12 protein-coding genes are annotated in these 12,703 nt (G+C 60.8%); 4 read left to right on the top strand and 8 right to left on the bottom strand.

Annotated elements, in window-relative coordinates:
• Positions 1-45 precede the first annotated feature (45 nt).
• Together moxJ and MMG94_RS15655 are read right to left on the bottom strand one after the other, a co-directional pair.
• Positions 46-945, bottom strand: a complete 900-nt coding sequence (gene moxJ, locus MMG94_RS15660) for a methanol oxidation system protein MoxJ (protein ID WP_016921197.1) — start codon at positions 943-945, stop codon at positions 46-48.
• 103 nt (positions 946-1,048) lie between these two features.
• On the bottom strand, positions 1,049-2,923 hold the full coding sequence (locus tag MMG94_RS15655; protein ID WP_016921196.1) for a methanol/ethanol family PQQ-dependent dehydrogenase: 1,875 nt from the start codon (positions 2,921-2,923) through the stop codon (positions 1,049-1,051).
• A gap of 354 nt (positions 2,924-3,277) precedes the next feature.
• Between MMG94_RS15655 and MMG94_RS15650 the strand changes: the two genes are divergently transcribed.
• Entirely contained in the window at positions 3,278-4,087 is an 810-nt protein-coding gene (locus tag MMG94_RS15650; protein WP_016921195.1) for a trypsin-like serine peptidase, read from the top strand.
• Here the strand turns inward: MMG94_RS15650 and MMG94_RS15645 are convergent, their stop codons facing one another.
• Both MMG94_RS15645 and MMG94_RS15640 read right to left on the bottom strand, forming a co-directional pair.
• The gene (locus tag MMG94_RS15645; RefSeq protein WP_244415453.1) at positions 4,088-4,897 is read right to left on the bottom strand and encodes a c-type cytochrome; all 810 of its coding nucleotides are present in this window, start codon (positions 4,895-4,897) and stop codon (positions 4,088-4,090) included. It lies immediately after the preceding gene.
• Between the two features lie 156 nt (positions 4,898-5,053).
• Positions 5,054-5,689, bottom strand: coding sequence for a pentapeptide repeat-containing protein (locus MMG94_RS15640; RefSeq protein ID WP_026016436.1), 636 nt, complete (start codon positions 5,687-5,689; stop codon positions 5,054-5,056).
• 338 nt (positions 5,690-6,027) lie between these two features.
• Between MMG94_RS15640 and MMG94_RS15635 the strand changes: the two genes are divergently transcribed.
• The 3 genes from MMG94_RS15635 (at position 6,028) to MMG94_RS15625 (ending at position 7,869) form a co-directional block, all read left to right on the top strand.
• The gene (locus tag MMG94_RS15635; protein ID WP_244415451.1) at positions 6,028-6,297 is read left to right on the top strand and encodes a hypothetical protein; all 270 of its coding nucleotides are present in this window, start codon (positions 6,028-6,030) and stop codon (positions 6,295-6,297) included.
• Positions 6,298-6,441: 144 nt separating this feature from the next.
• On the top strand, positions 6,442-7,056 hold the full coding sequence (locus MMG94_RS15630) for a TetR/AcrR family transcriptional regulator (protein WP_081495706.1): 615 nt from the start codon (positions 6,442-6,444) through the stop codon (positions 7,054-7,056).
• 120 nt (positions 7,057-7,176) lie between these two features.
• Positions 7,177-7,869 (top strand): DUF4336 domain-containing protein, encoded by a 693-nt coding sequence (locus MMG94_RS15625; protein WP_040579440.1) that lies wholly within the window; start codon positions 7,177-7,179, stop codon positions 7,867-7,869.
• A gap of 123 nt (positions 7,870-7,992) precedes the next feature.
• Here the strand turns inward: MMG94_RS15625 and MMG94_RS15620 are convergent, their stop codons facing one another.
• The 4 genes from MMG94_RS15620 to MMG94_RS15605 form a co-directional block, all read right to left on the bottom strand.
• Positions 7,993-8,697: an adenosylcobinamide amidohydrolase gene (locus tag MMG94_RS15620; protein WP_016921189.1), complete on the bottom strand. Its 705-nt coding sequence runs from the start codon at positions 8,695-8,697 to the stop codon at positions 7,993-7,995.
• Positions 8,698-8,752: 55 nt separating this feature from the next.
• Complete coding sequence (locus MMG94_RS15615; protein ID WP_154419673.1) at positions 8,753-9,298, bottom strand: hypothetical protein; 546 nt, start codon at positions 9,296-9,298, stop codon at positions 8,753-8,755.
• A gap of 59 nt (positions 9,299-9,357) precedes the next feature.
• Positions 9,358-9,951 carry a DUF7676 family protein gene (locus MMG94_RS15610; protein WP_016921187.1) on the bottom strand — a complete coding sequence of 198 codons (594 nt, stop codon included), beginning with the start codon at positions 9,949-9,951 and terminating at the stop codon, positions 9,358-9,360.
• 90 nt (positions 9,952-10,041) lie between these two features.
• Complete coding sequence (locus MMG94_RS15605) at positions 10,042-12,600, bottom strand: TonB-dependent siderophore receptor (protein WP_154419674.1); 2,559 nt, start codon at positions 12,598-12,600, stop codon at positions 10,042-10,044.
• Between the last annotated feature and the right edge of the window lie 103 nt (positions 12,601-12,703).

Below are 12,703 nucleotides of genomic sequence, written 5' to 3'. Positions count from 1 at the left end.
TCTGGTTCAACACTTTTTTCTTCCTATCCGGTAATCGCCGCACATCTATTGGGTGACGGGCAGAAGGGGAACGCCCTCCGTTTTGAGGATTTCCTCGATCTTCGGCCTGGCGGCGACGAGCGCCGCGTCCACCGCGGCCAGCAAGGCCTTGTCGTCACGGCGAACGGCGACCGACTGATCGAAGCGCTGAGGCACCTTCTCGCCGTTGCTCTTCGCCGCGTCGTCTTCGATCAGCGTCATCCGAAGAGGAACGGCCGAGGCCTTCACGTAGCGCGCGACATCCGGCGCGAAGCCGACGGCGATCTCCGCCGCGCCGTTTACGACCTCGCCGACCATGCGGTTGGGATCGATCTGCGTATACTGATTGCGCGCCGATTTGAAATTCACCAGCGAGTAGAGATAGGCCATGTTGTCTTCATAGACGCCCATGTCCTTCATCAGCACTTCGCCGGGCGAGCCGAAAGCGACGACGATGTGGCCGAGCTTCTTCAGCCGCGCGTCGTTCCAGGACTTGACGTCGAGATCGCGATCCGCCCGGGTGACGAAGACATAGCCGGTGCGATAATAAGGTTTCGAGGTCGCGACGCGCGGATCGCCGGTATCGAGACCAATGATCACGTCGCAGAGATTTTTGTCGAGATAGTCGCGCACGAGATAGATCGCGGGCTTTTCGGACCAGACGAATTGCGCCTTGCGCTTCATGGCGTCCGCGAGCACGACGCCGATCTTGTTTTCGAGGCCGGAGCCATCTTCCAGCGACAGGGGCGGCTGATTCTTTGCGGCGCAAATGCGCAACGCATTCGGGTCGCCAGCCGGCGCCGCGGCCGGAGTTGAACTGTTGGCGGCGTCGCCAGAAACGCCAAGAGATGCGGCGCTCGCATTGACGACGCCGAGGAGCGCCAGAGCAGCTACGCCGAACCAGACGGATGAGCGGACACGCAACATCGTGGTTTTCTTTCGCTATTATTGTTTATTGGGCGTCGCCCGGACGCGCGCGAGCGCATCCGAGCAATCGTCTCACAGTCGCCTTTTTCAAGCGGAAAGGAGATCAGTTCGCTTTGTATTCGCCGAGGTTCAGGTCGTCGTACGGGCCCTGGCCGTTGAGCGAGAACACCATCACGCCGCCGCCCATCTGGGTGTAGTTGGCGAGCTGCTTGAAGGCGCCGACCGCGCCGAGACCGGCCGTCGGATCCTGAAGGTCGAACACCAGACCGACGCCCGGCCAACCGCCGACGCCGTACAGGATGGCGACATATTCGACGCCCTTGTGCTGGTAGACGATCGGATGACCGATGACGCCGGAGGGCAGCTTGAACTTCCAGAGCAGATCGCCGGTGTCGCTGTTGCGGGCCTTGATGAAGCCGTCGAGCGTTCCGTAGAAGACGACGTTGCCGGCCGTCGCGGCGGTGCCGCCCCAAACCGCGAAGCGCTCCATCTTCTCCCATTTGAACTGGCCGGTGATGGCGTTGTAGGCCTTGATCTGGCCGAGGCCCTCAGCCTTCTGCCGGTCGCCCTTCGGACCCGGATACATGTTCAGCGTGGCGCCGACGAAGAACTGACCCGCGCGGTAGGGAAGCATGAAGGGCTCCCAATCCATGCAGATGTGATTCACGCCGAGGAAGAACAGCTCCTTGGTCGGATCGTAGGAGTCGAGGCCCTGATTGTGATAGCCCATCGCCGACGGACAAACGTCCTTCGCAAGATGGTCCATGCGCGTGCCATATTCCGGATCGCGAACCGGCAGGCCCGACTTCAGATCGATCTTCTTGAAGACGTTGACCGTGTCGTCGATCTTGTCGGCGGAGACCAGCGTGCCGTCGGTGCGATCGAGCGTGTAGACGATGCCGTTACGGTCGGGATGGGTCAGCAGCTTGCGCAGCTTGCCTTCCTTGTCCTTCTGCTCGGAAAGCATCATGAAGTTGATGCCCGCATAATCCCATTCGTCATGCGGCGTCTTCTGATAGCCGAACTTGGCCTGGCCGGTCTCGAGGTCGCGACCCCAGATGGTCATGGTCCACTTGTTGTCGCCCGGACGCATCGTCTCGTTCCACGGCGCCGGGTTGCCCGAGCCGTAATAAACGAGGTTGGTGCCCGGATCATAAGCGAACCAGCCCCAATTCGTGCCGCCGCCGATCTTCCAGGCGTCGCCTTCCCAGGTCGAGGTGCCGAGGCCCTTCTGACCGTAATGCGGATTCGCCTTGTTGAAATCGTCGCCGATCAGAACCTCGGAGTCCGGGCCCGTCGCATAAGCGCGCCACTTCTGCTCGCCGGTGCGAACGTCATAAGCGGTCATGTAGCCGCGCACGCCGAGCTCGGCGCCCGAGGAGCCGATGAGCACGACATCCTTGTAGATGTGCGGAGCGACGGTGAGGGTCGAACCGACCTTGAAGTCGGAATTTTCGACTTTCCAGTATTCCTGGCCCGTCTCGGCGTTGAGCGCGACGACGTTGCCGTCGAGCAGCGTCTTGACGACCAGCGACGGAGTCTTGCCGTCGCCCGGCCAATAAGCGAGGCCGCGATTAACGATGTCGCAGCAGGCGACGGCGCGGGCGGCGGCGTTCTGCTTGGGCTTGTGCTGCCAGAGGATGCGGGTCGGATCGCTGAGATCGAGCGCGAAAGTGTTGTTGGGGAAGGACGTATGAACATACATCTTGCCGTCGACGACGATCGGCGCGCCTTCGTGGCCGCTGAGGAGGCCCGTCGAGAACGACCAGGAAACCTTGAGGTTCTTGACGTTGTCCGAGTTGATCTGGGTCAGCGTGCTGTAGTGGTTGGCGCTGTAGTTCTTGCCCTGCATCGCCCAGTTGTCTTCGCTCTTGGTCAGAGCTTCGAGCTTGTCTTCCGCCTGGGCCATCGTCGCCATCGCCACGGGCGCGGCGATCAGGACCGACAGAAGGGAAACAGAATTCAGGAATTTCCTCATAGACGAGTCCTCCTGCGACGTCCTGCAAGGCCGCTCATGGCTTCTTGAAAGGATGGCGTCGCCTCGTATAGACGCTCCACTCTTTTGTAATTGGAGCTGTCCCGGTTCGTTGAAGGTCGCTTCCTTGGGGGCGCTTGCCGCGCTTTATGGGAGAGACGATCCGACCGCATATAAATTTACGGCGCGCGACCTGTCTTCACGATTTATCGGTAATGTGCGGCGGGAAAGATCGGCATATCTCCTCCCGGTATTTCCTGACGAGGCTCCGCTCGCCCCCACGCGCCCGAACGTCTTGACGCGTGCGCCCTTGCAGTATCTCCTCCTGTCGAACGGCGTTTCGAACAGAAGAAAGACATGACCGATCCCATGGTCCGCCGCTTGATCGGCGCATCTCTGCTGTGGCTTCTCATCGCCAGTTTCGAAAACCTCAACGCTCAAATCGTCGATATCGCGCTCTATCCGCAGGATGGGCGCCGTCTCATGAACGAAGCCGATGCGGCGCGCTTCGCCGGCGCGGGCGTGCTGATGTGCTATTCCGATTACGGAACGCTGGAGCGCGGCGCGGCCGCATGGCTCATCGGTTCGCACGATCTCGTGGTTCTGAACGCGCATAATTTCGTCGATCGCAACTTGATCCCAACGCATGCCGTAGGCGACTGCTTCTTCCGCATCGCGGGCGGCGATTATTATTTCGACGCAGACAGTCTGCGGATCGGCGCATCCGTCGAGTCCAAGGGCCTGCACATAACGGACGACTGGGCGCTGCTGCGCCTCATTCAACCGACGCCCGAGGGCGTCAAACCGCAGCCGCTCCCTGACGCAAGCGATATTGCGACGGGATCAGGCATGACGGTGACGATGGTGTCGCCTGCGGGACATTCCAACACGCGTCTTCCCGCGACGGTTGAAGCGTGCGCGATTCATCGGATCGACGAGCCGACGGAGAGTCATGTCCGGCGTGCGCGTCACGACTGCAATGACGGCTATGGCGGTTCGGGTTCCGGCCTCTTTTCGGAGGACGGACGGCTGATCGCGCTGCACAGCGCGTCGCTCGACATGAATCGGATGCGGCCCTTCGATATCGAAGCGCATTACGGCTCCGCCATCCTCTTCGAAGGCGATTTGGCGAAAGCCATTTGGGAGGCAGTCGAGAAGCCGCGCTGACTATTCCTTCGCCGGGAGCGTCCGCAGATAGGCGACGAGCGCATCGAGGTCGTCCGGCGACATCTTCGCGAAATGCGCCTTGGCGAGAGTGGACATGGGCGGCTTGAGCGCTTCGCCCTTGCGCGAGAGGCCTTGCGTGACCGCGCGCTTGATCTCGTCATCGGACCAGGCGCCGACGCCCTTTCCGGGATGCGTGGTGATGTTCGACGCGACAGCGACTCCCGCCGGGGTTCGGAAGATCTTGCCGCCGGCGCCGAGCCCGTTCACGTGATCGGGCGCGTCGTCGACCTCCGCGCTGTGGCAGGCCAGGCAGCGGGCGATCGACGCGACATAGAGACCGCGCTTGATCTTGTCGGAGAGCGCCGCCTCGTCGAACGTCGCTTCGGCGCCCGGCGCCGGATGGGGAGACCAGGATCCGTGGCGCTGCGGCGGCGCGGGCTGCGCCTTCACGGGCGGCGACGCGCGCAGGAAGGCGATCATCGCATTGCGATCGGCGTTCGTCAGCGCGCGGTAGGAATCGGAAGGCATGGCGGGCGCAAGCTGTCCGTCGCGGCCGACGCCGGCGACGATGGCTGCGCTCAGCTCATCGTCGCCCCAATCGCCCACTCCCGTCTCCTTGTCGGGCGAGATATTGGAGCCGCGCGCGACATAGTCTTTACCTGCGAAAGTCTGCGAGCCGCCGGAAAAGCGCGCGGAAAGATCGTAACCATTGGGACCACGCGGCGTGTGGCAATTGTCGCAAGCCGCCAGCGCCTCCACGAGATATTGCCCGCGCGACAGATCCGCCGCCGCGGAATCGCCAGCGGTCAAGGCGCTCGCCCCCATGCAAATGGCCGCAAGGGCAAAAACTCGATAGATCATGTCGAACCGGATAACCCGTGGCGAAGTCGCCGTCCGCATTCCTAATCGAGCGCCGACGCGGCGTCTGCTTCATAGTTTCCTGCTTTCTTCGGGAAGGAGTGGCAATCAAGGCGGCGTCAACGTCAGATTGGAGCCGTCGAGCACGGCGTAATCGAAACGCGCGCCGGTGACGACAGCGCCGGTGAAGTTCGCGGAGGTCAGCACCGCATGAGTGAGATTGGCGCGCGTGAGGTCGGCGCCGTCGAAATCCGCCTCGACGAGCTCCGCCCGGACGGGAACCATTCCCTGGTTGGCGGGGTCGGCGCCAAGATTGGCGTCGACCAGCTTCGCCTTGACGAATTTCACGCCGCGTCCGCCGCCAATGATGCGCGCATGCGTCATATCGGCGCCCGTGAAGTCGGCGCCGTCGAGCAGCGCCGCATAGAGCGTCGCGCCGCGAAGATCCGCTTGGGAGAAATCCGCGTTCTGGAGGTCGCTGCGCGTGAAATTGGCCGACGCCAGGCGCGCGCCCTTCAACCTGGCTCCGGCGAGTTTCGAGGAAAAGAAATCTGCGTCGTGCAGATCGAGACCGGAGAGATCGGCGCCGGAAAGATCGAGATTTGAGAGATCAGCCGCGCCGCCTTGCTTTTGCGCGACGCGGCGCTCGATCTCGGCGCGCGTCAGCTCGGAAGAGAGGCACGGGCCGATCACGAAAGGGATCACGCAGCAAAGAGCGGCGGATAATCCGAGCCGAGACGACATCCGACCTCTCGATGATGGCGGCCTGAGAAGGGCGTTTATCATCAGCCGCAAGCGCGCCCTGCACAATGGGAGAGTTTCACCCGGCGAAGGGAAAAATCGGAAACCGCCTTTACATTGCTGCGGCGAGATCGCTATGGCGGCAATTCGAAAATGACGCGCAACGTTTGGGCAGGATCATGAAAAGCCGACATTCCTCGACTCGCCTGCTGGCGGCGGCAATTGCGTTCTTCGCGGCGACATTGGCGCGAGGATCGGCATTAGCGGAGACTTCTCCGTCAGCGCTGCCAAAAAGAACCCCTGGCCTGTGGCGCATCACGACGCTTTCTCCGGAGATCGGCATGCGATCCAACGATGTCTGCATCTCCGAAAGAGACAGCATCATCGGACCTCAGGCGGCGGACTGCGCCGAACCGTCGGTTACGCGCGCGGGGGATCAGACGATCGTGACGATCGAATGCGGCGCCGGCGACAGACGCGTTGTCGAGAGCCTCCTTTTCACAGGCGACTTCAAGTCATGGTACCGCGCCCAATCCAAGATAAGCTCGGGCGGCAAACGTTCCGGCTTTTCGATTGACGCGAAATTTCTTGGAAGCGGTTGTTCCCCTTGATGCGACGCGTCACACAACCGAGCCGCTCGGGTCTTTCTAAACTGATAGGTCAATGAGCCCACAAGTCGTGGCGACGCGCCCAATTTGAATCGCGCGCTGAGAACACTATTTACATATGTGTAAAAATATACTAATGTGTATTATATGCAAACGCCGAAGCGCACAGAACGGTCGCGTAAGCTCATCTTGGACGCGGCGGACGCCGCTTTCAGAGAGACTGGAATTCCGAATGTGTCGATGGAGGAAATTGCGCAAAGAGCAGGGTTGACCCGCAAGACGCTTTACAACCTCTTTTCCTCGAAAGAGGAGATCGCGCATCAGCTCGTCATTCGCGTCGAAGCGCAGGGCGTTGCGATCTACCATCCGCGTATCGAAGCCGGGGAAAGCGTGATTTCCCTGCTGGCCGAGGTTTTTGGAAGCAGCGCGCGATGGTGTCTGGCAAACCCGTCATTGGCGCGGCTGGCGTTGGCCGGACCCGAAAAGCCCACTGGCGTTCCACCCGCTGACAGACCGAGCTTCCACGCCCTTGTCGTCGATCTGATGCGACTTGGTCAGCATCAGAAAGCTGTCCGTACAGATGTCGATCCGAACACCATGGCGCTCCTTCTGCTCGGAGCATATGCGCAAACAATGCTTTTCGCTCTGGCGGGAGGACCGCTGAGAGAAGACGCCATTCCCCGTCTCATCCAACTGATGATCGAAGGCTTCGGTCCAAGGAAAAAAAGCGCCCCAATAAAAACCCGCTCACGAAACGCGTAATGGGAGAGCATCATGCCGCTCGGACGCACGACGACCGAGCCATCTTACGAACCGATGTTTCGAGTCGAGACCGTTCGGAAATAGCGCGGTCTTTCGGGAGATGATGCGATGGGATCGACCATGCTGAAGCCTTTCGGCGACGAAATTTGGATTTCGGACGGACCTCCGGTGGAGGTCGCCGGATTTGATTACCCGACGCGGATGGCGATCATCCGATTGTCCGACGGCAATCTCTTCATTTGGTCGCCGATCGCGCTTTCTGACGACCTTCGAACGAAGGTCGACGCCCTTGGCAAGGTCCGGCACCTGGTTGCGCCGAACTCTCTGCACCATCTGTTTCTCGACGATTGGCGATGCGCCTATGACGACGCGAAATTATATGCTCCGCCCGGATTGCGCGAGAAGCGCCGCGATCTCCGATTCGACGCTGATCTCGCAGTTGGCCCGGCCTCGGAATGGGCCGACGAAATCGATCAGGTCGCGATGTTCGGAAATCTCATTACGACCGAAGTCGTATTCTTTCATCGTAAGAGCCGCGTCGCGCTCTTCACCGATCTGATCCAACATTTTCATCCCGGCTGGTTCTCGGGTTGGCGGGCGATCGTAGCGCGATTGGATCTCATGGCGGCCGCCGAGCCATCAGTCCCGCGAAAGTTCCGCATCGCTACGATCAACCGCCGAGCCGCTCGCCGTTCCCTCGAACACATTCTTTCGTGGCCGGTCGAGAAGGTGTTGATGGCGCATGGAGAGCCGATCAATAGCGATGGCCGAACTTTTTTGCGTCGCGCATTTCGTTGGCTTGTCGGTTCGTGAGCGCGCATTCACCTGCACATGCAGCGGTCGAATTGCAAATTCTATCGATCTATCGCCATTTTCGACCTCAGTGACCGGCAGATCGAGATCATGAATTTCCGCCGCGAATCCGCTCTGATGCGCTCAATGCGAGCTGCTCGGCAGTTCACGTTTCACAGTGGCTCTTTTTTGCTTGAGTTCCGCGCTCCACGCCGCGGCGCCGGCATATGTCGCGTCATAGACGGCGGCGCCGATAGCCTCTCCAAGTTCGGTGTGGAGACCCGCGCAGGTCTCGGGAGGTCCGACTTCGGGGGCCGCCACGATGATGCAATCCGTGCCCGTGCCGGTGATGGCAAGTGTGTCGCGCAGCTTGTTCGTGTCCATGATGGCCGCCGTGCGCGCTTGCGTCGCGATGGAGACGGACTCGACGAAGGCGCCGGGGGAGAGCGCATGGGAAATATGAACGAGCGTGTTGATCGTTCCCGCCACGCAGTCATGTGACTGGCGCCGCTCCCCCACTCTCTCGCCATTGGTCAGGCCGACGGTGGTCACGCAGGTGACGACGGCGCGGCCAATTCGCGACTGTGCGACGTGATGACGGGCGATCTCGCGAGCGGTCATGAAGGCCGCCGCATCATCGAGCCCCTGCGCCGACAGCTTCGCGCGCATGAAATCGACAGGGTCGACATGCGGTCCGAGGTCCGCGTCGCGGACTTCGAGCCATACGACGTCTCGCGCCATGGCGAATCCGGGCTTGGTCAGCGACCATCCCAATATCCGTTGTTCGGCGTCGAAACGGACGATGAGAAAGGGCGGACGCAGTTCGAGTTGGAAAGGTAAGCGCGTCATGCGGCGACCGGCGAAACGAAGCGGCGGTCTTCAGCCGCCGCTCCGTCAGCCGCTCTTAGACGTGGCGAGGCGCGAACGACGCCGATTGCTTCACGGCGTTCGCGACGACCGTCTTCAACGCCCACAGGCCCCCAAAGGCGCAGGCGTTGATAAGGAAGATCCTCGTGACGATTGCCGGCGCGAAAGCCTCGCAAGGCAGGCCGATGGCGAGATCGATCACGACAAGCAAACCCTGATAAGCGACAAAAGCCGCGGCAAATGCGGCGCAGGCGCCGGTAACGCCCGAAAACTGTCTCCTCGCGAGTCCCGCGGCCTCGCAAGACAGAAGCGCGACGATCCCGAGCGCTGCGCCCCAGGCGAAAGTCTCGCCATCCGTTGGATAATGCAGAACGCCAAATCCCCATATTTGGTTGATGAGCCACACGGCGCCGGTCGCGGCAAGCGCGTCGCGACGGCTGAAGGACATGGCGGCGATCGTCGCGAAGGCGGCGAGAGGAACGGCGCAGGCGAAGCCGAGCGTGAAGAGGACGCTCGCGGCGCCCAGAGCAAAAATCCCGGTCAGCGTCGGCTGGCGGGAGGCGGCGATAGCAAGTTGCGTCATTTGCATTCTCCTTGGGTTGTTACAGCCGAAAATGGCGAGGCGCCTCGCAAGAAGCGTGATTATTGGGTAGAGCCGCGCGCAAAGCTCGCGGAGCGGTCGATCGGATCAGGGTCTGTCAGGCCGAGCCATCGCGCCCGCAGCTTGTCCCACAAGGCAAGACGGGACCAGTCGGGATCTTTACGAATCCGGTCGGTTTCCGGATCGAGAAACGGGTTCGGGAGCAGCACGGTGATTTGCTGCTCATTCTCCCCGTTGAACAGCCGCAGACCCCATGACATCGGCAAACAGGACCGCGACATGCGGCGATACATCTCCGCCCGCGACGTGCGCCGGTGACGCGCCACCTCCGGCGGCGTCGGTTGCACGCGCGTGCCTCTCGTTTCGCCGATGCAGATATGGAAATGGGGAACGCCGAAAGCGACGGTGATATAGCCGTCGAGCATGCCGATCCGCGTCGGCGGTTTGTCGGCTTTCATTTCCCACGCCGCGCCCTGAATCAATGGGCCGAAGGTGATCTCCTGCCAATGGTTCTGGAAGAGATCGCGCAACAATTCTTCGAGGCTCGCCGTATCCGTCGGCAGTGAAAAAACATCGAGCGGCGTTCCGTCGGGTTCGAGGACGCGGGCGGGAGCTATGTTGGCGATGACTGTCATGGCGATGCGCTCTCTATCTTACAAAACGATCTGCAACGAAGCGGGAGCGCTTCAAACGCTCCCGCCATTTCGTGACGCCGACCAGCCGGCTCAGAACGACACCTTGATCGATCCGCGAAGAATTCGCGGGGCGCCGACCACGTTATAATTGTACCCGGGCAGGTTCCACCCCACCTGCATCGGATTGGTATAGGGCACCGCGTAGCCGCCGGGATGGGAGGCGTCGAAGGCCTGCGGACCCAATCCGCCGGTGGTGAAGTAGGTCTTGTCAAAGAGATTGCTCACATTGAGCTGCGCGGTCACCTTGAATTTGTCGACGTTGAATTCGTAGGCGCCAAAGATGCCGACAAGGCCATAGCCCGGCGTCGACTGGCCATAGATATAGGTTCCATCATTGGCGTAATGATAGAAGGGAAGATATCCGGTGTAGTCATATCGCGCGCCCAGTCTCAGGCCTTTAAGCTCGCCATTCCTGAACTCGTAACTCGACGACAGCGAGCCGACGTTGCGCGGAACGAAGGGGATCGGCGCGCCAACCGCGGGGACCCCCAGATAAAATGGATTTGATTTGGTGGTGATTGCGTCGGTGTTGGCGTAGGCGAGGTTCACGTTCCAACCGGGGATGATCTCGCCCTGGCTGTCGAGTTCCGGACCCTGCGAACGGCCTTCGCCGATGAGCATCACATGGGTGAAGTCGTTGGGGATTCCGATCGGAATGTTCGTCTTCACCAGATGGTAGTAGGCCGCGGTCGCCTGAATTCTCCCATCGAACCAGGAAAACTTGACGCCTCCTTCCATTTGCGCGCCGGCGCTCGGGGGCGTCGGATCATTCGTGCCCGACACCAGTTTGCCGTTATAGTTCGGGCTGTAGGACTCCGCGTAATTCCCATAGAAGCTCACCCAGTCGAGCGGTCGCCACAGAAGCCCGACGCGCGGCGTCACGCGCTGACTGATGGATTGCCCTCGCTTTGTGATCGTATCGAAGTTGCAGGGAATCAAAAGCCCCGCAAACGCGTTATCCGAATAGGGGCCGCAGAAGGCAGCGTTGTCCGTGGCTCCGGTTCTGCTGTTGATATATTGATAACGCGCGCCGCCGAGCACGGTGACGCCATATGGCAGCTTGATCTGGTCTTGCAGATAGACGCCCAGATTGTCGGCGTATTGCTCCGTCGCGCTGTACGGTACAAGACCCGAAACCGGCGTCGAAGGCTGCGGCGCGCCGAAGATCACGGAAGAACTGTAATTCAGCGGGAGTTGATTCTGGCCTCGGAAATTGTAGCGGTAATAATCCACGCCGGAGAGCAGCGTGTGATTGAGCTGCTCACTGGTGTTGAAATGACCGACGAGATTGACGGTCGTCGCATATTCCGCCTGCCTGTTGTCCGACGGAAACGCGCCCCAGTTCAGAGTGACGTTGTTGGACGAAGGGAATGAGAAGCAGGATGTGCTTCCGGGCGTCAGGCAATCTGAGATAAAGCCGAATCCGCCATTGTTCGCCCAATCGTTCCGCAACAACTGCATGAAAGCAGTCTGCTGAATCGACCAGTCCTTGTTGAAATCGTGATGCCAAGTGAACTCGGTAAAATTCTGTTGCTGGTTGTAGGGAGATTTCGGTCCCCAGTTGAAACTGCGCCCGAGCCAAAGAGGCGTATACATGCCGAAATACGGCGTCCAGTACATGTCCTGATTGAAATTATTCTGCTGGAATTGAGCGGACGCCCGGACCCAGGTGTTGGAATCAATGTTCCATCTCACCACGGGGTTGATCATGATGTTGCGATTATAGCCCAATGCCCGGAACGATCCGTCATTCTCATAAGACATGACGAAGCGGTAGAGCACGTCCTTGTCTGGAGTCACCGGCCCGGTGGAGTCGAGCGTCGTGCGGAAAGCGGCGTAGCTGCCGACCTGCTGCTGTATGGAAAAAGCCGGCTTGTCCAGCGGCTGCTTCGTGTTGAGGTTGACGATGCCGCCGGGCTCCACGGCGCCATAGAGAATGGCGGCCGGCCCCTTGAGAACCTCGATGCTCTCGACATTGGCCATTTCGACGGCGCTGGATCCCGCGAAGTTGAGGCCGAAGCTGTCGACCCTGAAGCCGTCGCGGAAATAGTTTTGCGTCGGAAAGCCGCGCAGCATGATCTGCGTGAAGGCGTTCCCCAGCGCGGCGTCGCCGCCGCCCGCGAAGGCGACGCCGCTGACATTCTTCAACGCCTGATCGAGCGTGATGGCCTGCTGGTCCTCGAGCATCTGGCGCGTGACCATCTTGGTCGTGACCGGCGTATCCATGACCGGCGTATTGACCTTCGCGCCGAGCGATCCGATCGGCGCGGCGTAAGACGTCGGGTCGTTGCAGATTCCGTTGGCGCAAATTTGCCCGTTGTTTCCGGGGCCGATTTCCGTGCCGTTATTCCCCACGACTCCCACGCCGCCGTCGGTCGGCGCCGTTTGGCTGGCGGAAGGCGCGGCCGGTCGTCCGGCGGCTCTTCCGATCCTCGGCTTTGGCGTCGTTACGTCGATGGTCGGAAGCGTTTGCTGGCCGAAAGTCGGCGTTGAAAGCGCCGCGGAGAGGACGCAGGGCAGAATGGACGCGCAGGAACGCAGAGCGAGGCGCAGTTCGCCCCTCTTGGCTGACGGGATATGGGAATTCATGAGTTCAGGACTCGCAGCAACGTGGGCCGTCACTGCGAAAGGTCTCGGCTGTCCTTCACGCCTATGGCGTTACGACAGTTTTGACCGCCTCGGTGCACCCCGC

The sequence above is a fragment of the Methylocystis parvus OBBP genome, from assembly GCF_027571405.1.
Lineage (GTDB): Bacteria > Pseudomonadota > Alphaproteobacteria > Rhizobiales > Beijerinckiaceae > Methylocystis > Methylocystis parva.
The sequence above is the reverse complement of the archived record's forward strand: the minus strand, read 5'-3'. Positions and strand labels throughout refer to the sequence as shown.

Excerpts from the sequence above, each read along its gene's own strand:
- MMG94_RS15630 (WP_081495706.1), top strand. The coding sequence starts at position 6,442 with ATGCAAACGCCGAAGCGCACAGAACGGTCGCGTAAGCTCATCTTGGAC.
- MMG94_RS15650 (WP_016921195.1), top strand. The coding sequence starts at position 3,278 with ATGACCGATCCCATGGTCCGCCGCTTGATCGGCGCATCTCTGCTGTGG.
- moxJ (WP_016921197.1), bottom strand. The coding sequence starts at position 945 with ATGTTGCGTGTCCGCTCATCCGTCTGGTTCGGCGTAGCTGCTCTGGCG.
- MMG94_RS15615 (WP_154419673.1), bottom strand. The coding sequence starts at position 9,298 with ATGACGCAACTTGCTATCGCCGCCTCCCGCCAGCCGACGCTGACCGGG.
- MMG94_RS15605 (WP_154419674.1), bottom strand. The coding sequence starts at position 12,600 with ATGAATTCCCATATCCCGTCAGCCAAGAGGGGCGAACTGCGCCTCGCT.
- MMG94_RS15640 (WP_026016436.1), bottom strand. The coding sequence starts at position 5,689 with ATGTCGTCTCGGCTCGGATTATCCGCCGCTCTTTGCTGCGTGATCCCT.
- MMG94_RS15655 (WP_016921196.1), bottom strand. The coding sequence starts at position 2,923 with ATGAGGAAATTCCTGAATTCTGTTTCCCTTCTGTCGGTCCTGATCGCC.
- MMG94_RS15620 (WP_016921189.1), bottom strand. The coding sequence starts at position 8,697 with ATGACGCGCTTACCTTTCCAACTCGAACTGCGTCCGCCCTTTCTCATC.
- MMG94_RS15610 (WP_016921187.1), bottom strand. The coding sequence starts at position 9,951 with ATGACAGTCATCGCCAACATAGCTCCCGCCCGCGTCCTCGAACCCGAC.
- MMG94_RS15635 (WP_244415451.1), top strand. The coding sequence starts at position 6,028 with ATGCGATCCAACGATGTCTGCATCTCCGAAAGAGACAGCATCATCGGA.
- MMG94_RS15625 (WP_040579440.1), top strand. The coding sequence starts at position 7,177 with ATGCTGAAGCCTTTCGGCGACGAAATTTGGATTTCGGACGGACCTCCG.